The following is an 18,725-nucleotide window of genomic DNA, read 5'->3' on the forward strand; positions in this document are numbered from 1 at the left end:
GCTTAGTTGGTCTGGCTGTCAGACCGGTGCCGGTGTCGATGCGTCGAGCGGATACACCGGACGGCGCACTTTACGAATCGGGAATAGGTCGAAGTTGGAGCTGGTCGGGCCGCCGCTGTCGGAGTCGCATTCTTCCAGTCCCTTGCTGATCGGCACGAACACCGGACGGCAATACATACGGGACTTCAGGATCACGTAATCCATCGTCGCCGGATCCAGACCGAGGCTGGTGAAGACGCCCAGGTCATAGGGTTCGACACGTTCTTCGGTGATGACGATTTTCGCCGCGCCGGTATCGAACAGCACGCTGTTACCCATGTTGATGGTCGAGCCGGTATAGATCGGGCCGGACACGCGGAACACACCGTCGGTGATTGCCAGTACCTTGCCCGTCAATTGCAGCGGCGTCTTGGTGATGCCCTGTTGTGTCAGCGCCACCTTGTTGCCGACCGCCAGCGTGACTGTGCCGCCCACACCCGCCTTCAATAATTGCGCGACCGCTTCCGGATCGCTGATCGGGCCGGCGGCGATGCCGCTCATGCCTTCGGTCAACGCCGCTTCCAATACGTCCATGGTGTTGCACGTACCGCCAGACATGACGTTGTCACTGTGATCCAGTAATAGCACCGGCCCCTTGCCGGCACCGGCCGCCATCTCGCGCGCATGCGCCAGCGACTGGCGCAGCGGTTGGCTGTCGTAGACGAAATCATCACGCTCTGCCCAGATCTGTTTCGCGATCGTATCGGCGACGGTCTGCGCGAGGGCTGCATCGTTGTCAGTCACCACCACCACCGACATGCCCGCATCGCGGAAGTCGGATAAAGGAAAGCCCGCCAGCACCGATACCGCCAGCACGCCGGCTTGTTTTTCGGCGAGCTTGGCCTGTTCCACCGCGCGCTGCATGGCCGATGCCGAGGTATTGCTGGTCAGCGTCGCCGACAGCAGCGGCACTTGCCGCCAGCCGGTAACCGGGCGCGATTTTTCCTGCAGCAATTCCACCAGCAGGCGGCCGGCATGTTCGCCGGTTTCGTACATGTCGATATGTGGATAAGTCTTGAAGCTGACGATGACGTCGGCGTTGTCGACCATCTTTTGCGTGACGTTGCCATGCAAGTCGAGCGCCACGCACATCGGCACATGCGGTGCAATTTTCCGAATGCGTTCAAGCAGCGTGCCTTCACCGTCATCGGCGTTCTCGGCCACCATGGCGCCGTGCAGATCCAGCATGATGGCATCGCAACCGCCTTCGATCGCGCGAACAATTGCATCAGTCATCAGCGTATAGGCATCAGCGGCCACGGTTGCGCTTGGATTTGCTGTGGCGGCCAGCGGCGTCACGACGGAGGCCGACATGCCGTCAGCGATATCGAGGAAGGCGCCCATCGCAGTGCGCGCGCCTTTTTGATCCTGATAAGCGGCGCTGTCCCATTGCGGCGCGAAGGCTTCCAGCGGCGTTGGGATGGGTGAGAAGGTATTGGTCTCGTGATTCAGACGGGCGATGACAATTTTCAACGGCATGACTATTCCTTGCGTGTTCTTCAGTATCTTCAGTATTTTCTTCAATCAGGCGACGACCTTTGCGCTGGCCAGCATGGCATGCAACAGAACGTTCGCTCCCGCTTCCAGATGTTCCGGTTTGGCATCTTCGATTTCGTTATGGCTGACACCGTCCTTGCACGGTACGAAGATCATCCCGGCCGGTGCCAGGCGCGCTGCGTAAATCGCATCGTGACCAGCGCCCGAGACCACATCCATGGTCGCGTAACCGAGCATCGCCGACGCATTGCGCACTTCACCCACGCAGTCAGGATGGAAAGGGCAGGGCGAGAAATAAGACACACGCTCCAGCTCGATCTTCAGGCCGGTCTTCTGACGGGTTTGTTCCAGATAGGCCAGCAAGTCTTCATGCATCTGATTGAGCGTTTCATCGCTGACGTTGCGCAGATCGATGGAGAATTTCACCTGTCCCGGAATCACGTTGCGGCTGTTCGGCATCACCTGCACCTGACCGACTGTGCCGCGGCCGTAAGGTGGGTAGCGATTCGCAATGGCGACGACTTCCTGCATGATGTATGTGGAGACTTGCAGCGCATCCTTACGGATTTCCATCGGTGTCGGGCCGGCATGCGATTCAAAACCGGTGACCGTGCAGTCGTACCACGACAGGCCGAGCACAGCCGGTACCACGCCGATGACGGTGTCGGCGTTTTCCAATACCGGGCCTTGCTCAATGTGCGCTTCGTAGTACGCGCCGATCGGATGGTCGCCGCACTTCTGTTCACCGATGTAGCCGATACGCGTCAGTTCGTCTTTCACATTCTTGCCGTCGACGTCGGTCGCGCTGTAAGCATGCTCCAGCGTGAACGCGCCGCAGAACACGCCCGAGCCCATCATCACCGGTACGAAGCGCGAACCTTCTTCATTGGTCCACACCGCGACTTCGATCGGCGCTTCGGTCTGGATGTTGTGCTGGTTCAGCGTGCGGATGACTTCCATGCCGGCCAGCACACCGTAGTTGCCGTCGAACTTGCCGCCGGTCGGCTGCGTGTCGATGTGCGATCCGGTGACCACCGGCGGCAACGCATTGTTGCGACCCGCGCGGCGCATGAAGATGTTGCCGATCTCATCGACGACGACGCTCATGCCTTCCTGTTTTGCCCAGCTGCTGACGAGGTCGCGGCCTTGCTTGTCGAGGTCGGTCAGTGCCAGACGGCAGACGCCGCCCTTCGGCGTCGCGCCGATTGCGCCGAGATCCATCAGCGAGTTCCAAAGGCGTTTGCCGTCGATGCGTAAATTGGTGATGCTGGTTTTCATGTCCATGAATGACTCCGTCAAATTCGTTTGTGCGCGTTGTCCGTGATTAGTCTATCGCCGGATTAAGTCGCAAAATTAAGCAGCAAGATTCACGCCAAGATAGCGATCCTTCGCGCTGTCGTCAGCGAGGAATTCTGCATTGGTCGCGGTATAGGCGATGCGTCCCTGCTCCACAATGTAATGCCGATCCGCCAATTGCGTGCAGACCTCCAGATTCTGCTCGACCAGAATGATTGACATGCCGGTCGCCTTGATCAGTTTGATCTGCGCGACGATCTCGTCGACGATCACCGGCGCCAGTCCTTCTACCGGCTCGTCCAGCATCAGCACTTTGGGATGCGTCATCAGCGCGCGCGCGATCGCCAGCATCTGCTGCTCACCGCCCGACAACTGGCCGCCGCCGTTCTTGCGACGCTCTTTCAGACGCGGAAAAATTTTATACACGTCTTCCAGGCCCCACGCCGAATCCTTGCGAGCCGCCATGGTCAGGTTTTCTTCCACCGTCAGCAGCTTGAAGATGCCGCGATGTTCCGGCACCAGACAGACGCCGCGTGAGGCAATCTTGTAAGCGGGAAGGCCGGCGACGTTATTGCCTTCAAACATCACCTTGCCCTGGCGTGGCTCGACCACGCCGACGATGCTCTTCAGGGTCGTGCTCTTGCCGGCGCCGTTGCGGCCCAGCAGCGTGATCACTTCGCCGGCGGCGACTTGCAGCGATACGCCTTGCAGGATGTGGCTCTTGCCGTAGTAACTGTGAATGTCTTGTACGTTGAGAATCACGTTGTTTCTCCTGCTTGCGTTTCAGCCTGAGTTTCAGCTTTCTTGCCACCGGTAATCATGCTGCCGAGATAGGCGCGGCGCACGCGTTCATCGTTGCGGATGTCGTTGGGTTTGCCCTGCGCCAGAATCTGCCCCTGCTGCATCACGGTGATGCTGTCGGAGATATCCATCACGATGTCCATGTTGTGTTCGATCAGTACCACGGTGTAGTTGTCGCGCAGGCTGTGGATCAACTTCTTCATGTCGGCGATGTCATCGATGCCCATGCCCGAAGTCGGCTCATCGAGGAAGATCACCTTCGGTTGACCCGCCATCGCCATGCCGACTTCCAGACGGCGTTGCTGACCGTGCGAGAGTTCGGAAGAGAGACGATCAGCAACGCTCTGCAGATTCAGGCGCGCCACCAGCTGCTCGGCGATATCGCAGGCCTGGCGCAACAATTCGGGACGCTTCCAGGGATTGAGCGCTTGCGCTGGACGTGTGCCTTGTGCGGCCAGTCGCAGGTTCTCACGCACGCTCAGGTTGGGAAACAGGCTGGTTACCTGGAACGAACGTGCCAGACCCTTGCGCACGCGCTTGTAACCGGGCAAGTGCGAGACTTCTTCACCTTCGACCAAGATACTGCCCTCGGTGATCGGCGTGGTGCCAGTCAGCGTGTGGAACAGCGTGGTCTTGCCGGCGCCATTGGGGCCGATGACGGAATGCACTGTACCCGGCAGAATATCCAGCGTGATGTTGTTGACGGCGGTGAACTTACCGTAGCGCTTGGTCACGTTCACCGCTTTGAGGATAGGCGTACTCATCAATGGCTCTCCTTGGCGATGTCGGTACGCACACTAGTTTTCGTACCGGGACGTACACGTTGCAGCAGTGATTGCGCAAGACCGTACAAGCCCTTGTGCATGTACAGGCTCACGCCGATCAGCAGGAAGCCGAGCAGCATCAGCCAGCGCGGCCATAGTGTCGACAGCCAGTTGCCGACCAGCACGTAAAAGGATGCGCCCAGCACCGAGGCAAACAGGTTGCCGGTACCGCCGATCACGGTCATGATCAGGATCGATTCGCTGGTGTGGTACTCAATATTCGACAACGGTGCGACGCCGGTCATCATTGCGTGCAAGCCGCCCGCAAGCCCAGTCACCGCGCCTGAAATCACAAAGGCGGCGAGTTTCAATAGCGTAACGTCGTAGCCCACTGCGGAAGCACGCGCTTCGTTGTCGCGCACCGCCAGCAAGGTGCGGCCCAGTACTGAATCCACCACGCGTTGCAACAGCCAGAACACCACCACGAACAGGATTGCCACAAAGCTGTAGTACTGCCACGACGAAGTGGTCGGCAACAGCGTATGGCCGAACACCGACAGGTTGGGACGCGGGATGTCGAGCAAGCCGTTATCGCCGCCGGTGACGTCCTTCATCGTATAGGCGAGGAAGTAGAACATCTGCGCAAACGCCAGCGTCAGCATGACGAAGTAAGTGCCCTTCTGGCGAATCGAAAACCAGCCGACCAGCAGCGCAATCAGACCACCGATGACGGCGGCGATCAGCAGAGAGATTAGCAGTGGCGCTTTCAGATGCAATAAAGCAAGGCCAGTCGCATAGCTGCCGATGCCGAAGAAAATCCCCTGACCGAACGACATCAGGCCGGTATAGCCGAGCAGCAGATTGCAACCCAGCGCAGCCAATGCATAGATCAATACTTCAGTTGCCAGGGTGCCTGAACCGACACACAGCGGTAGTAGCAACACGACGGCAATAGCCAGCAGCGTAAAGCGGAAATGAGCGATATGTTTCATGGCGATCTCCTCAGCTGGCGCGGCCAAGCAGGCCGTTTGGACGCAGCAGCATGACCGCCGCCATCGCCACATAAATCATCAGATGCGCGCCTTCCGACCACACCGTGCTCATCACGCTTTGCACGATACCGACCAAAATACCGCCTACCAATGCGCCGGAAAAACTACCGAGACCACCGATCACCACGACCACGAAAGCGATACCCAATGCCTCCACACCCATGAATGGTTCCACGCCGCGAATCGGCGCCGCGAGCGCACCCGCCAGACCCGCAGTGAACGCGCCGAGTGCAAACACCAGACTGAAAATACGATCAATATTCAAGCCCAGCAGCGATACCATTTCCGTCGATTCGCTACCGGCGCGCACGATGGAACCGAGGCGCGTGCCTTCAAGAATCCACCACAACAGCAGCGCCATCACCGCAGTGAAAGCGATCACGAAAAGACGGTATTTCGGGTACACAAAACCACCGGCCATGACCACGCCCTGCAGCAGATCCGGCGGCGAAATATTGTTGCCCAGCGGGCCCCAGTACGAAATTACAGCCTCTTGCAATACCAGCGCGAGACCGACGGTGAACAGAATATGGAAGTGATGCGGCAGCGCATAAATGTGGCGCAATACAAAGCGCTCAACCAGAAATGCGAACACACCGACAACAATCGGAGCGATCAACAAGGACCACCAAAAATTGACGCCCATTTCGCCGAGCTGGAAGCAAAAATACGCACCCAGCAGGAAAAACGCGCCATGCGAAAAATTGACGAAACGCAGCAGGCCGAACACGATGGATAAGCCCACCGCCAGCAGGAAGTACAGCATGCCGATGCCGACGCCGTTGGCAATTTGCAGCAGATAGATATTCATGAAACCTCAATACGTTGAGAAACGTTCGCGACGACTTTAGATGCGATTCACCCGAAATTCCTATGAGCAATCACAGTCGTCGACCTATTCCTGATCCGTAGCGAGAAGCCGTCAGCCGGTAGCGCCCGGAGCGGAGCGCATCAGATTTTCCTTGGAGTGTACTTGGGTACACGAGGATTCTGAGCACCGTACGCTGCCGGATCACGGCTTCGCAGTAGGATCAGGGACAGGTCAGCCTAATTTGCACATGGTTTTGTCGAGCGCCAGGAAGGACTTGCCGGACGAAATGATGTCCGCATAGTCGTTCTTGTTACGCATCTTCGACTTGGCCTTGCCCTTGAGCAGGTAGTAGTTCTTGATGACCTGATGATCGCCCTTGCGGATTTCTTCGGTGCCGGTCAGGCCTTCGTACTTCATGCCTTCCATGGCCGCGATGACCGCTTTCGGATCGGTGCTGTTGGCCTTGATGATGGCGTCGAGCATGATCTTGGTACAGATGTAGGAGCCGGCCAGGCTGTAGTTCGGGTCGATCTTCAGGTTGCTGTTGACCAGTTGCACGAACTCTTTGTTGAACGGCGAATCGATGGCGTGCCAGTATTGCGCGCCGAAGTAGACGCCGTCGCAGATATCCGCGCCCAGTGTTTCGAACTGTTCCAGACCGGAGGCCCAGGCCATCAGGATGGTGCAGTTGTTCTTCATGCCGAAGCTCACGGCCTGGCGCAACGTATCCGACGATTGCGAACCAAAATTCAACAATAACAGGACGTCCGGTTTGGCAGCCATGGCGTTGGTGAGGTAGCCGCTGAACTCTTTTTCGGCCAGCGAGTGATAGCTGTTGCCGACGTGCTCGATGCCTTTTTCCTTGAAGATCGCCTTTGCTGCGCTTAGCAGGCCGTCGCCGAAAACATATTGCGGCGTGATGGTGTACCAGCGTTTTGCATTCGGCATTTTTTCCAGCAGCGGACGCACGGTTTGTTCGATCGCACCGAAGGTCGGCACCGACCAGCGGAAAGTCGCGCGATTGCAATCGCTACCGGTGATTTCATCGGCGCCTGCAGTGGTGATGAAAATGCTGCCGCCTTTTTCTGCTTCCTTGCCCATTGCCAGCGCTTCGCCGGAGAGAATACCGCCCGCGAAAAAGCGTGCGCCTTTTTCCATGGTCTCTTGCATCTTGCGCACAGCCGTGGCCGGTTTACCTTCAGTATCCAGTGTGGTGTAGCTCAGATTTTTCCCGAGCACCTTGCCGTATTTTTGCAGCGCCAGCTTCATGCCCATGTCGGCGTATTTGCCATTGGCCGCGAACGGACCGGACATCGGAACAGGGCAACCGAACTGGATGGCATCGGCTTGTGCAAACACATCGGTGTAAGACAACGCACCTGGTGCGGCGAGTGCGGACAGCTTGAGAAAATCACGACGATTCATCATATTCACATCTCCAAAAATGACTGCGCATTGAAAGTATTGGTAAGCAACATCGAGCAAAAATCGATCAGCTGAAAAGCTATTGATCCGAGATTGTATGACGCAAGTTCTATGCCCGTGACGACGAAAAAACGATCGTCAGAGCGATAGAAAATTTACTGCCGGAACATGTGGACATGCACTGCGTTTACCTGAGTAAAAACAATGTGATGATGAAGGTTTTGCGACCTTGTGCGCATGCGTACGTGCGAACGCTGCAAATCATGATGGCGATGGATCATGTTGCTCCTCCTGGTTTAATGTCTCTGTTTGTTTTTGTACTTCGTTTTTAATTTTTTTACTGCTGCGAATGTTGGCATGTGCATGTCTTTTGGCATGCCTGCTTTTGGTTTTTTCGCGTTACTGCATGCTACGTGAATTAGCTGCTGCGTTGATTTTTCTTTTGATGAATTTAATTCTCCAATTTCGGAGATGTCGGTGCATTTTCAACATCAGTCTGCACCATCAAATCTCTCTATTGCACCAATACTTCTCGTGGCTAAATTCAATGTTGAAATCAATAGTGAAAACAGCGACGGCATGAGGTTCGCTCATGCCGTTTTTCTCTACTTATTCGCTGCGGATTTCATAGCACTTTCAAATGAAATCAGACTTACTTCATCTGCGGGAATGCGAACTCGGCGCCGGCGCTGGCGGTGTTCGGCCAACGTTGCATCACGGCTTTGGCGCGTGTGTAAAAACGCACGCCTTCCGGGCCGTAGACATGATGGTCGCCGAACAGGCTGCGCTTCCATCCGCCGAAACTGCTGAACGCCATCGGCACCGGCAGCGGTACGTTGACACCGACCATGCCGACTTCGATCTGACGCACGAACTCGCGCGCTGCGCCGCCGTCGCGGGTGAAGATGGCGACGCCGTTGCCGTATTCGTGGTTGTTGATCAACTCGACGGCGGTGGCGACATCGGGAGCGCGCAATACGCACAGCACCGGTCCGAAAATTTCTTCCTTGTAGATGGTCATCTCAGGCGTGACGTGATCGAACAAGGTGCCGCCGACGAAGAAGCCGTTTTCACGTCCCGGCACTTTGAAGCCGCGGCCGTCGACCACCAGCTTTGCACCCTCTTCGACGCCCTTGCCGATCAGACCTTCGATGCGTGCTTTCGCTGCAGCGGTGACGACCGGGCCCATTTCGGCATCTTTTTCCATACCGTCGTTGATCTTCAAATTGCGTGTGCGTTCGGCCAATGCTGCGACCAGCTTGTCGCCCGCGTCGCCGACTGCAACGGCAACCGAGATCGCCATGCAACGTTCGCCGGCCGAACCGTAGGCTGCACCGATCAATGCGTCGACCGCGACTTGCATGTCCGCGTCAGGCATGACGACCATGTGATTCTTGGCGCCGCCCAATGCTTGTACGCGTTTGCCCTTGGCACTGCCGCGCGCATAGATGTATTCGGCAATCGGCGTCGAGCCGACGAAGCTGATGGCTTTGACTTTCGGATGATCGAGCAGTGCGTCGACGGTGACTTTGTCGCCCTGAATCACGCTGAACACGCCGTCCGGCAAACCGGCTTGCTGCAACAATTCAGCGATCAGCAGCGAGGCCGATGGGTCGCGTTCGGACGGTTTGAGGATGAAGCAGTTGCCGCAAGCCAGCGCGATCGGAAACATCCACATCGGCACCATCGCCGGGAAGTTGAACGGCGTGATGCCGGCCACCACGCCCAGCGCCTGGCGCATTGACCAGGCGTCAATACCGCGTGCGATCTGGTCGGTGTATTCGCCCTTGAGCATTTGCGGAATGCCGACGGCGTATTCGACCACTTCAATACCGCGGGCCACTTCGCCTTGCGCATCGGAGAAGGTCTTGCCGTGTTCGCGGGTGAGGATGGCGGCGAAGTCGTCGGCGTGTTGCTGGATCAGTTGCAAGAACTTGAACAGCACGCGCGCACGCGTCAGCGGCGGCGTGTTGGACCACGCAGGGAAAGCGGCGGCGGCGCTGGTGACGGCGCTGTCAACTTCTTCCGCCGTGCCCAGTGCGACGCGTGCTACCGGTACGCCCAGTGCCGGGTTGAACACATCGGCGTAGCGGTCGCTGGTGGTGTCGACGCGGCGTCCGCCGATGAAGTGAGTAATTTTTTCCATGTTGTGCAGGTACTTTTCAGATTAATCCAGGGTTTTCAAAATCGCTGCGAGCTTGCCGAACAGTTCGTCGATGTGTTTCTTCTCGATGACCAGCGGTGGCGACAAGGCAATGATGTCGCCGGTCACGCGGATCAGGATGCCGTCGTTGAAGGCGCGGCGGAAGGCGTCGTAGGCACGTGCGCCCGGCTTGCCCGGAATCGACGACAACTCGATACCGGCAATCATGCCGATGGTGCGAATGTCGATCACGTTCGGCAGGCCGCGCAGCGAATGCGCCGCTTCCTGGAAGTAATCGGAGACGCTCTGAGCGTGTTCGAGGATGCCGTCCTGCTCGAAGATATCGAGCGAGGCCAGACCGGCGGCGCACGCCAGCGGGTGACCGGAATAGGTGTAGCCGTGCAGCAGTTCGATGCCGTCGGGACCTTGCATGAATGCATCATGGATATGCGGTTTGACGAACACGGCGCCCATCGGCACCACGCCGTTGGTCAGGCCCTTGGCGGTGGTGAACAGATCCGGCTCGACGTCGAAGTAGTCCGACGCAAACGGTGTACCTAGGCGGCCGAAGCCGGTGATGACTTCATCAAAAATCAGCAGGATGCCATGCTTGGTGCACAGCTCGCGCAGACGCTTAAGGTAGCCCTTCGGCGGAATCAGTACGCCGGTGGAGCCAGCCACCGGCTCGACGATGACGGCGGCGATGTTGGATGCATCGTGCAGCGCGACCAGGCGTTCCAGCTCATCGGCCAGGTGGGTGCCATATTCAGGCTCGCCCTTGGTGAAGGCGTTCTTTTCCAGGTTGTGCGTGTGCGGCAGGTGATCCACGCCTTGCAGTAGCGCCGAGTTGAAGGTCTTGCGATTGGTGCCGATGCCGCCGACCGACATGCCGCCGAAGCCGACGCCGTGGTAGCCGCGCTCACGGCCGATAAAGCGGGTGCGAGTCGCATCGCCGCGGATGCGGTGATACGCCAGGGCAATTTTCAGGGCGGTGTCGACCGCTTCCGAGCCCGAACCTGTATAGAACACTTGTGAAAAACGGTTGCCAGTGTATTGCTTCAGGCGTTCGGCCAGTTCAAAAGCCATCGGATGGCCGAGCTGGAAGGACGGAGCGTAATCCAGTGTCGCCACGGCCTTTTGCACGGCGGAGACGATCTTCGGCTGGGCATGGCCCAGCGGTACGCACCACAGGCCGGCGGTGCCGTCGAGGATGGGGTTGCCGGCGTCGTCGCGGTAATACATGCCTTCCGCCGAAACCAGCATACGTGGGCTGGCCTTGAAGTTGCGGTTGGCCGTATAGGGCATCCAGTAAGCGGAGAGGTCGGAAGAGGACAGTGGTTTGTTCATTTCAGGCGCACCTTGAAGGGTTGACGACACAAGAGTTAACGAAACAGGAATGGATGGGCGATCGATGAAATGATCAATGAGACGATTATTGCGAGACGCGGCCGGTATTGTTAGATACACTTTGTAATTAACTTGAAAACTGTATTGTTTAATTCAACAATCTGTATTGATAACAGTTGTCGGCAAGGCAAGCGAGCAAAGGGCACGTGCCGGTAACACGGTGTAGCGAGGACAAGATGGCAAAGGCGCAGCGCGAGGCGGTTTATCTGACGCTGGAACGAAACGGCGTGGTTCGGTTGGTCGAGCAGGTGGTGAGCGGATTGGCACAATCGATCGAGCAGGGCAGCCTGCGCTCGGGCGAGCGCTTGCCCTCGGTGAGGCAATTTGCAGAATCGCACGCCATTGGCGCGTCCACCGTTGTCGAGGCTTACGAGCAACTGGTGGCGCGCGGCCTGCTGGTAGCGCGGCGAGGGGCGGGTTTCTTCATCGCGCCCAAAGGGACCAACATTTCGCCCAGCCTGGCGTTTACGCCGCCGGAGCCGGTCATCGACTCTGCCTGGCTCTTGTCGGAAATGTTTGCCGACGAGCGCGTACCGATCAAGGCCGGTTGCGGCTGGCTGCCGGGCAAATGGCTCGACGACGAAGGCCTGCATCAGGCCGAGCGCCGCATCATCCGCTCGCCCGGTGCGCAGCAGGTCGGCTACGGCCATCCCTACGGCTACGCGCCGCTGCGCCAGATCATCTGCCAGTTCCTGGCGAACTGGTCGCTGGAGGTCTCGCTCGATCAGGTGCTGACTTCGCACGGCGCGACGCAGGGACTGGATCTGATCATCCGCACCATGGTCAAGCGCGGCGATACGGTGCTGGTTGACGATCCCGGTTATTGCAATCTGATCGCCATGCTGAAGATGGCCGACCTCAACGTCATCGGTATTCCGCGCACGCCCACCGGCGTCGACACCGAGATGCTGGAGACGCTGGCGCGCACCCACAAGCCTAAGCTGTTTTTCACCACCAGTGTGTTGCACAACCCAACCGGCACTTCGTACACGCCGGCCTGTGCGATGCGCGTGTTGCAGGCCGCCGAGCGGCATGGTTTCTGGGTGGTGGAAGATGATATTTTCCGTGAGCTGGGCCAGCCGACCGATCCGATGCTGGCGGCGCTTGATGGCTTGCAGCGCGTGATTTATGTCGGCAGCTATTCCAAGACCATCGCGCCGTCGCTGCGCCTCGGCTTCATCGCTTGCCAGCGCGATCTGGCGCGCCAGCTGGTGCATACCAAGATGGTGCTGAGCCTGACCAATTCCGAAATCAACGAACGTCTGGTGCACAGCGTGCTGACCGAGGGCCATCATCGCCGTCACGTCGAGAATCTGGCGGCATCGCTGCTCAATGCGCAATCACGCGTCAACAGCAAGCTCAGCGAGACCGGCCTGACGCCGTTTACGACGCCGCGCGGCGGCATGTTCTCGTGGGCCAAACTGGATGGCTGCGAACTGAGTGCGCGCGAGATTGCCGATCGCGCTCGGCAGAAGGGGATCTGGCTGGCGCCGGGAGAATTTTTCCATCTCACGCCGCCGGACGAGCCCTGGTTCCGTTTCAACGTGGCGTATGCGGATGCGCCTGAGCTGTATGAATTTTTCCGCACATTGTGATGTCTAGATCATTCCATCCACCACTCATTCGATGACTGTCTGATGCAAAAATTTAACTCTGACTACGCAAGTTCGGCGGGCATTCGCGCCGTGGTATTCGATTTCGGCGGCGTGCTGTTCGACTGGAATCCGCTGCACTTGTATCAACAACTGATCCCTGATGCCGCAGAGCGCGAGCATTTCCTGACCAACGTTTGTTCGCCCGACTGGAATATCCGTCAGGACGGCGGCCGCACGCTCAAGGATGGCACTGAATTGCTGGTGGCGGAACATCCGCAACACGAGCCGATGATCCGCGCCTTTTACGATCGCTGGACCGAAATGCTGCGCGGGCCGTTGCACGACGGCGTGGAATTGCTACGCACTTTGCACGAGAAGGAAGTGCCGTTGTTCGGCCTCACCAACTGGTCGTCCGAGACGTTTCCGTATGCGCTGGCGAACTATGATTTTCTGCAAATTTTCCGCGACATCGTAGTGTCGGGAACCGAGCAGTGCATCAAGCCGGACGACGTGATTTACCAGATCGCGCTGACGCGTTACGGCAAGCATCTGAGCAATCTGAAGCCTTCAGAACTGGTCTTCATCGATGACTCCGCCAAAAACGTGGAAGCGGCACGCCGTCTCGGCTGGCATGCAATTCATCATGTCGATTGCGCCGAGACGGTGAAGCAACTGCGTGAGCTGGGGTTACCGGTTTAATCTTTTCAAGCAGGCTTAACGACGCGTGTAGGCGGCGAGATGTTCGCGCCACGCGTCGGGTTCGCCCAACCAGCGGCCGGCATCGAGCATCTCGAAACGGCCGTCCTGCTCCAGCACAAAAGTCGGAAAGCCATGGCCGCCGACCTGGGCCAGCAAGCGGCGGCTGGCGGCGATATGTTGCTGCAATTTTTCTTCGCCGATGCGCCCGTATGCTTGCGCGAATTCATCGGCATCCAATCCCAGTTCAACCGCCAGTGCCTGCAGCACATCGTCATCGGCAATGCGCTTGCCTTCGACGTAATGCGCTACCTGCAGACGCGACAGCATGTCGAGGCCGCCGCCGTCTTCAGCGATTTCTTCCGCTGCCAGAATCGCCCTGATCGGCGGCGCCGAATCGAATACGGCCGTCTCATCCAGCAGCAAGCCATTGAAGTAGGCGTCGCCGAATGCCTGGCCGGTCAGGCCGGCAATCCGATGGTCATGCGGCATGACGTAATTGCGCAAGGTCGGGTTGACTTGTTTGCGGTTGGCACCGGTCATCATGCCGCCGCCGTGGCCGATCACCGGCATGACGTCGCGTGCCGCTGCCGCCAGTGGCGCGGCGCCGTAGCACCAGCCGCACAGCGGATCGTAGATGTAATGCAGCGTGGTAGTGCTATCAGCGCTGTCAGTGTTGTGAGTGCTCATGAGGGGTTTCCTGAAAACAGATTACTAGCCTGACACAAATCGCCGGTGCATGTGCGCCGGCGATTCGAGACAAGACCGCGTCAATTAACGTTGAAACGTATTACCACTTCATCTCGCCTTTGGCGACCTTGGCACACAGTTCCAGTACCGAAAGATTGGTCGCGTTGGGATAGCGCGCTTTCATGGCGGCGATCAGTGCGGTGGAGTCGGCTGCTTTGGCAGTTTCTGCGTCGAAGGCTTTGATGTAATCGCGGGTATATTTAACCGAGGCGATGGTCATCGGTGCGCCTGCGGCGTAATGGCCGGGGACCACGGTTTTTGGTTTCAGCTTCTCGATGCGGGCGAGTGTGCCGAGCCAATCCTTGTGCGATTTTGCGCCTTGGGTATCAGCCATCCAGACATGTTCATTGCCGTCGACAACTACACCGCCGATGACCGCCTTGATTGATGGAATCCAGACGAAGCTGCGTTCAGGCTGTGGTCCGTCGAGACCGATCACTTGCAGCTTCTTGCCCTCCAGCGTCAGCGTATTGCCCTCAAGGACATCCGGCACGATGGTTTGCTTGGGCGCATCGGCGCCCAGCTTCGGTCCCCAGAAGGCCAGCTTGTGTGCCACGGTTTCCTTGATATGCGCCACCGTTTGCGGTGTTGCCAGGATCTTCACGTCAGGATAAGCGGCCTTGATGGTGTCGAGGCCGAAGTAGTAGTCCGGGTCGCCGTGGCTGACATACACCGCGACCAGTTTCTTGCCGCTGGCGCGGATCTTCTCGACGACTTGTTCAGCCTGCGCGCGGCCGAACTGCGCGTCCACCAGAATCGCATCCTGCTTGCCGGTTACCAGCACCGAGCTGACTGGAAACAATGCGCTGTCGCCGGGGTTGTAGACGTCCAGCTTGAGGGGCGCGTCAGATGCTGCCGCTGCGGTGCCGGCGGCAAAGATGCCGACGGCGGCAGCCAGCACCAGCAAAGGACGGGAAATTGTACGGAAGCTCGAATGCATGTTCATCTCTCCAAAACGGTTTAAACAAAGGGAAAAGTGCGACAGACGAAGATTAATGATTTATTTGTTTTGGAAAAACAGCATAATGAAACATAGTTTGTTTCTAAAAACGTGCAAATTAAATCAATGTTGAAAGTGCAGCATGGACAGATTGACCGCAATGCAGGTGTTTGTGAGCGTCGTCGACAGCGGCAGCCAATCGGCGGCGGCCTTGCAGTTGGAGTTATCGCGCCCGGTGATTTCGCGCTATCTGGCGGAGCTGGAGGAGTGGGTGGGGGCGCGTCTGCTGCATCGGACCACGCGGCGCCTGAGCCTGACGCCCGCCGGCAATGAGATTCTTGAGCGCTGCCGCCAGATGCTGTCCTCCGCAAGCGATCTGCAGAACGCCGTCAGCCAGCCGCAGCAGGCGCCCAGGGGCTTGCTGCGCATCACCACGACGACCTCATTCGGTCCGCAACTGGCACGCGCCGTCACGGCATATTGCAAGCGTCATCCGGGTGTGGCGGTCGATCTCATGATGCTGGATCGCACCGTCAATCTGGTGGAAGAACGTATCGATCTGGCAATCCGCATGACCACGCGCCTGGATCCCAGTCTGATCGCACGTAAGTTGTCGATATGCCGTTCAACGATCTGCGCATCGCCCGATTATTTGCGCGAACACGGTACGCCGAAAAAAGTGGCGGATCTGGCCCTGCACAACTGCCTGACGCATTCCTACGTCGGAAAGAGCCTGTGGGAGTTCGATCACAAGGGCAAGCAGAGTTCGGTCGCGGTCAGCGGCAATATCAGCGCCAACGAAGCGATGGTGTTGCTATCGGCTGCACTGGCCGGCGCAGGTATTGCGCATTTGCCCGCGTATGCCGCCGCGCCGTATGTGGCGTCCGGAAAACTGGTCGCGCTACTGCCGCAGCACGAACCGACCGAACTCGATATTTATGGCGTGTATGCCTCGCGCAAGCACATGCCGGCGACCTTGCGCACCATGCTGGATTTTTTGGCGGAGCGATTTACCGGCGAACCGGAATGGGGTGAAGGTTAAGCCGTCGTTATGGCGTAATGCTGAGCAGCTTGTGCACGAGTTCAGACGACGTCGCCGCGCCGAACTTGCGCATCAGGCGGGCGCGATGCATTTCCACTGTACGCGGGCTGAGCTCGACCTGGCGCGCGATTAATTTACTCGTCTTGCCTTCCACCAGCAGCGCCGCAATCTCGCGCTCGCGCGGCGTCAGGCCCGGCGCCAATGGTCGCTTGGCGCTGACGTCTTCGAAGGTCCAGATTCCCGCCGCATGCGGATCACCTTGCACCAGCGACGCGCCGGTGACGTGGCACCAGAACATTTCGTCGTTGGCGCGCTTCATGATGCGCTCGTCGGAATAGAAGCCTTTTTCGTTGAGAATCGGCACGAGCCGCACGCCGGTGCGTTCGAATTCATCGGGCGTCGGATACAGCACCATGAATGAGAGTCCCGACAATTCGCCCGGTGCATAGCCGAACATCTTCGCCAGCGCCAGATTGCTTTGCTGGATGACGCGGTTATGCGATACGCACATGCCGATCGGAGCATGCATGAATACTTGTTCGAAGTCGACGAGATGCGAGTTGCTCATTGTCCGTTGCTAATTTTTGTATCGTAAAAATACTGCTAAGAATCCTCAATAATAAGGCCTGGCGAGGGTTTTAGGGCCTGTTATCCCTCAATTTGCGAGTGCGAACGCGCGGCAGGCGTTGACTACCTAGGCGCAGCGACGCGTCGTAGCGGTGCTACGGCAAGGAGCTGCAACACCGGTAGGCGACGCCTGCAGCCGTTCCCGAAGGGTTCCTGCCAGAAAGCGCGCTGGCGGCGTTGCATGGCTTGCAGGTGGGGCCTCCACCTGCTGTGCCACGCGCCTTGCCAGCACGCTTTCTGGCAGGAACGCATCTCGCAAATTGAGGGGTAACAGGCCCCAAGTATTTTTACCGTATTGTATGACCTATACCTGCGTCCTATGATGCCAGCTGACATTTTCAAACTATAAGAATCAAAAGGAGACCTGACAGAATGAACAAAGTCTATCCCGACGCGTCCAGCGCGTTATCCGGCATCGTCAAGGACGGCCAGACGATTGCTGTCGGCGGTTTCGGCCTGTGCGGCATTCCTGAAGCGCTGATCGCCGCCTTGCGCGACTCCGGCGTACAGAATCTGACAGCCATCTCCAATAACGCCGGTGTCGACGGTTTCGGCCTCGGCCAATTGCTGACCACACGCCAGATCAAGAAGATGATCGCGTCCTACGTTGGCGAAAACAAAGAGTTCGAACGCCAATACCTGGCCGGCGAACTGGAACTGGAATTCACCCCGCAAGGCACGCTGGCTGAAAAGCTGCGTGCAGGCGGAGCAGGCATTCCGGCCTTCTTCACCAAAACCGGTGTCGGCACGCTGGTGGCCGAAGGCAAGGAAATCCGCGATTTCGACGGCGTCAACTACGTCATGGAACGCTCGCTGGTGGCCGACATCTCGCTGGTCAAGGCACAGAAGGCCGACCGCGCCGGCAACCTGGTCTTCAACAAGACCGCACGCAACTTCAACCCCAACGTCGCCATGGCCGGCAAGATCACCATCGTCGAAGTCGAAGAACTGGTCGAAGTCGGCCAGCTCGACCCGGATCAGATCCATACCGCCGGTATCTTCGTGCACCGCATCGTGGTCAACGCCACGCCGGAAAAGCGCATCGAACAACGTACGGTTTCTGCTGCGGCGAAATAAGGAGAAATAATCATGGCATGGACCAGAGACGAAATGGCTGCGCGCGCAGCCAAGGAATTGCAAGACGGTTTTTACGTCAACCTCGGCATCGGCTTGCCGACCCTGGTGGCGAATCACGTTCCCAGCAACATTGAAGTCTGGCTGCAATCGGAAAACGGCCTGCTCGGCATCGGCCCTTTCCCGACCGAAGACAAGGTCGACGCTGACCTGATCAACGCGGGAAAACAGACTGTCACGACGATCCCAGGCTCGTCCTTCTTCAGCTCGGCGGACTCGTTCGGCATGATCCGCGGCGGCAAGATCAACATTGCCATCCTCGGCGCGATGCAAGTGTCGCAGCAAGGCGATCTGGCCAACTGGATGATTCCGGGCAAGATGGTCAAGGGCATGGGCGGTGCGATGGATCTGGTGGCCGGTGTGGGCCGCGTGGTGGTGCTGATGGAGCACGTTGCCAAAGGCCGTGATGGAAGTATTTCGCAAAAGATCCTGAAGCAATGCAATCTGCCGCTGACGGGTGTGGGTGTGGTCAATCGCATCATTACCGATCTCGGTGTGATCGATGTAACGCCGACCGGTTTGAAGCTGATTGAACTGGCGACCGGCGTGACCAAGGAAGACGTCGTTGCCAACACAGAGGCGGAGCTGGACGTCAGCGCAGTCTGAGGTCAAGAAGCAAGCATAAAGTTTGTTCTGCGTTCTCTTCGGAGAGCGGACGGTACAGGGGTCGAAGCCTGTGCCGTTTTTTATGCTCGCTTCATTTTTG

General features: G+C 58.1%; 17 protein-coding genes. 5 read left to right on the top strand and 12 right to left on the bottom strand.

Features of this window, described 5'->3' with window-relative positions; genetic code table 11:
* Positions 1–18: 18 nt before the first annotated feature.
* The 9 genes from PQR63_RS07425 to aptA all read right to left on the bottom strand — a co-directional run bounded on the left by PQR63_RS07425 (position 19) and on the right by aptA (position 11,175).
* Positions 19–1,518, bottom strand: a complete 1,500-nt coding sequence (locus tag PQR63_RS07425; RefSeq protein WP_408166953.1) for a M81 family metallopeptidase — start codon at positions 1,516–1,518, stop codon at positions 19–21.
* A 45-nt stretch (positions 1,519–1,563) separates the two neighbouring features.
* Positions 1,564–2,820, bottom strand: coding sequence for a Zn-dependent hydrolase (locus tag PQR63_RS07430; RefSeq protein ID WP_408166955.1), 1,257 nt, complete (start codon positions 2,818–2,820; stop codon positions 1,564–1,566).
* A gap of 69 nt (positions 2,821–2,889) precedes the next feature.
* Entirely contained in the window at positions 2,890–3,594 is a 705-nt protein-coding gene (locus PQR63_RS07435; protein ID WP_050479327.1) for an ABC transporter ATP-binding protein, read from the bottom strand.
* Positions 3,591–4,397 (bottom strand): ABC transporter ATP-binding protein, encoded by an 807-nt coding sequence (locus PQR63_RS07440; protein WP_408166957.1) that lies wholly within the window; start codon positions 4,395–4,397, stop codon positions 3,591–3,593. Before PQR63_RS07440 ends, PQR63_RS07435 begins: the two co-directional genes overlap by 4 nt.
* The gene (locus tag PQR63_RS07445; RefSeq protein ID WP_408166959.1) at positions 4,397–5,389 is read right to left on the bottom strand and encodes a branched-chain amino acid ABC transporter permease; all 993 of its coding nucleotides are present in this window, start codon (positions 5,387–5,389) and stop codon (positions 4,397–4,399) included. Before PQR63_RS07445 ends, PQR63_RS07440 begins: the two co-directional genes overlap by 1 nt.
* Positions 5,390–5,399: 10 nt before the next feature.
* The gene (locus tag PQR63_RS07450) at positions 5,400–6,260 is read right to left on the bottom strand and encodes a branched-chain amino acid ABC transporter permease (protein ID WP_007881881.1); all 861 of its coding nucleotides are present in this window, start codon (positions 6,258–6,260) and stop codon (positions 5,400–5,402) included.
* Between the two features lie 231 nt (positions 6,261–6,491).
* Positions 6,492–7,685: an ABC transporter substrate-binding protein gene (locus PQR63_RS07455; RefSeq protein WP_408167433.1), complete on the bottom strand. Its 1,194-nt coding sequence runs from the start codon at positions 7,683–7,685 to the stop codon at positions 6,492–6,494.
* 652 nt (positions 7,686–8,337) lie between these two features.
* The gene (locus PQR63_RS07460; protein WP_408166961.1) at positions 8,338–9,831 is read right to left on the bottom strand and encodes a CoA-acylating methylmalonate-semialdehyde dehydrogenase; all 1,494 of its coding nucleotides are present in this window, start codon (positions 9,829–9,831) and stop codon (positions 8,338–8,340) included.
* 21 nt (positions 9,832–9,852) lie between these two features.
* Entirely contained in the window at positions 9,853–11,175 is a 1,323-nt protein-coding gene (gene aptA, locus PQR63_RS07465) for an omega-aminotransferase AptA (protein WP_408166963.1), read from the bottom strand.
* A gap of 236 nt (positions 11,176–11,411) precedes the next feature.
* Between aptA and PQR63_RS07470 the strand changes: the two genes are divergently transcribed.
* Together PQR63_RS07470 and PQR63_RS07475 are read left to right on the top strand one after the other, a co-directional pair.
* Positions 11,412–12,830 carry an aminotransferase-like domain-containing protein gene (locus PQR63_RS07470; RefSeq protein WP_408166966.1) on the top strand — a complete coding sequence of 473 codons (1,419 nt, stop codon included), beginning with the start codon at positions 11,412–11,414 and terminating at the stop codon, positions 12,828–12,830.
* A 42-nt stretch (positions 12,831–12,872) separates the two neighbouring features.
* Positions 12,873–13,529 (top strand): HAD family hydrolase, encoded by a 657-nt coding sequence (locus PQR63_RS07475; RefSeq protein ID WP_408166968.1) that lies wholly within the window; start codon positions 12,873–12,875, stop codon positions 13,527–13,529.
* A 15-nt stretch (positions 13,530–13,544) separates the two neighbouring features.
* Here the strand turns inward: PQR63_RS07475 and PQR63_RS07480 are convergent, their stop codons facing one another.
* Both PQR63_RS07480 and PQR63_RS07485 read right to left on the bottom strand, forming a co-directional pair.
* Positions 13,545–14,216: a DsbA family protein gene (locus PQR63_RS07480; protein WP_408166970.1), complete on the bottom strand. Its 672-nt coding sequence runs from the start codon at positions 14,214–14,216 to the stop codon at positions 13,545–13,547.
* Positions 14,217–14,316: 100 nt separating this feature from the next.
* Complete coding sequence (locus PQR63_RS07485) at positions 14,317–15,216, bottom strand: MBL fold metallo-hydrolase (RefSeq protein WP_408166972.1); 900 nt, start codon at positions 15,214–15,216, stop codon at positions 14,317–14,319.
* Positions 15,217–15,358: 142 nt separating this feature from the next.
* Between PQR63_RS07485 and PQR63_RS07490 the strand changes: the two genes are divergently transcribed.
* On the top strand, positions 15,359–16,258 hold the full coding sequence (locus tag PQR63_RS07490) for a LysR family transcriptional regulator (protein WP_408166974.1): 900 nt from the start codon (positions 15,359–15,361) through the stop codon (positions 16,256–16,258).
* A 7-nt stretch (positions 16,259–16,265) separates the two neighbouring features.
* Here the strand turns inward: PQR63_RS07490 and PQR63_RS07495 are convergent, their stop codons facing one another.
* Positions 16,266–16,826 (bottom strand): PAS and helix-turn-helix domain-containing protein, encoded by a 561-nt coding sequence (locus PQR63_RS07495; RefSeq protein ID WP_007881861.1) that lies wholly within the window; start codon positions 16,824–16,826, stop codon positions 16,266–16,268.
* 431 nt (positions 16,827–17,257) lie between these two features.
* Here PQR63_RS07495 and PQR63_RS07500 point away from each other — a divergent pair, with 431 nt between their 5' ends.
* Complete coding sequence (locus PQR63_RS07500; RefSeq protein ID WP_408166977.1) at positions 17,258–17,962, top strand: CoA transferase subunit A; 705 nt, start codon at positions 17,258–17,260, stop codon at positions 17,960–17,962.
* 12 nt (positions 17,963–17,974) lie between these two features.
* Positions 17,975–18,625 carry a 3-oxoacid CoA-transferase subunit B gene (locus PQR63_RS07505; RefSeq protein ID WP_408166979.1) on the top strand — a complete coding sequence of 217 codons (651 nt, stop codon included), beginning with the start codon at positions 17,975–17,977 and terminating at the stop codon, positions 18,623–18,625.
* Positions 18,626–18,725 lie beyond the last annotated feature (100 nt).

The organism is Herbaspirillum rhizosphaerae (genome assembly GCF_046025915.1).
GTDB classification, from domain to species: domain Bacteria; phylum Pseudomonadota; class Gammaproteobacteria; order Burkholderiales; family Burkholderiaceae_D; genus Herbaspirillum; species Herbaspirillum rhizosphaerae_A.

What these genes read in the sequence shown, in the direction of transcription:
- PQR63_RS07495 (WP_007881861.1), bottom strand. Translation starts at nt 16,826, where the DNA reads ATGAGCAACTCGCATCTCGTCGACTTCGAACAAGTATTCATGCATGCT.
- PQR63_RS07455 (WP_408167433.1), bottom strand. Translation starts at nt 7,685, where the DNA reads ATGAATCGTCGTGATTTTCTCAAGCTGTCCGCACTCGCCGCACCAGGT.
- PQR63_RS07490 (WP_408166974.1), top strand. Translation starts at nt 15,359, where the DNA reads ATGGACAGATTGACCGCAATGCAGGTGTTTGTGAGCGTCGTCGACAGC.
- aptA (WP_408166963.1), bottom strand. Translation starts at nt 11,175, where the DNA reads ATGAACAAACCACTGTCCTCTTCCGACCTCTCCGCTTACTGGATGCCC.
- PQR63_RS07470 (WP_408166966.1), top strand. Translation starts at nt 11,412, where the DNA reads ATGGCAAAGGCGCAGCGCGAGGCGGTTTATCTGACGCTGGAACGAAAC.
- PQR63_RS07500 (WP_408166977.1), top strand. Translation starts at nt 17,258, where the DNA reads ATGAACAAAGTCTATCCCGACGCGTCCAGCGCGTTATCCGGCATCGTC.
- PQR63_RS07475 (WP_408166968.1), top strand. Translation starts at nt 12,873, where the DNA reads ATGCAAAAATTTAACTCTGACTACGCAAGTTCGGCGGGCATTCGCGCC.
- PQR63_RS07460 (WP_408166961.1), bottom strand. Translation starts at nt 9,831, where the DNA reads ATGGAAAAAATTACTCACTTCATCGGCGGACGCCGCGTCGACACCACC.
- PQR63_RS07445 (WP_408166959.1), bottom strand. Translation starts at nt 5,389, where the DNA reads ATGAAACATATCGCTCATTTCCGCTTTACGCTGCTGGCTATTGCCGTC.
- PQR63_RS07485 (WP_408166972.1), bottom strand. Translation starts at nt 15,216, where the DNA reads ATGCATTCGAGCTTCCGTACAATTTCCCGTCCTTTGCTGGTGCTGGCT.
- PQR63_RS07430 (WP_408166955.1), bottom strand. Translation starts at nt 2,820, where the DNA reads ATGGACATGAAAACCAGCATCACCAATTTACGCATCGACGGCAAACGC.
- PQR63_RS07425 (WP_408166953.1), bottom strand. Translation starts at nt 1,518, where the DNA reads ATGCCGTTGAAAATTGTCATCGCCCGTCTGAATCACGAGACCAATACC.
- PQR63_RS07505 (WP_408166979.1), top strand. Translation starts at nt 17,975, where the DNA reads ATGGCATGGACCAGAGACGAAATGGCTGCGCGCGCAGCCAAGGAATTG.
- PQR63_RS07480 (WP_408166970.1), bottom strand. Translation starts at nt 14,216, where the DNA reads ATGAGCACTCACAACACTGACAGCGCTGATAGCACTACCACGCTGCAT.
- PQR63_RS07450 (WP_007881881.1), bottom strand. Translation starts at nt 6,260, where the DNA reads ATGAATATCTATCTGCTGCAAATTGCCAACGGCGTCGGCATCGGCATG.
- PQR63_RS07440 (WP_408166957.1), bottom strand. Translation starts at nt 4,397, where the DNA reads ATGAGTACGCCTATCCTCAAAGCGGTGAACGTGACCAAGCGCTACGGT.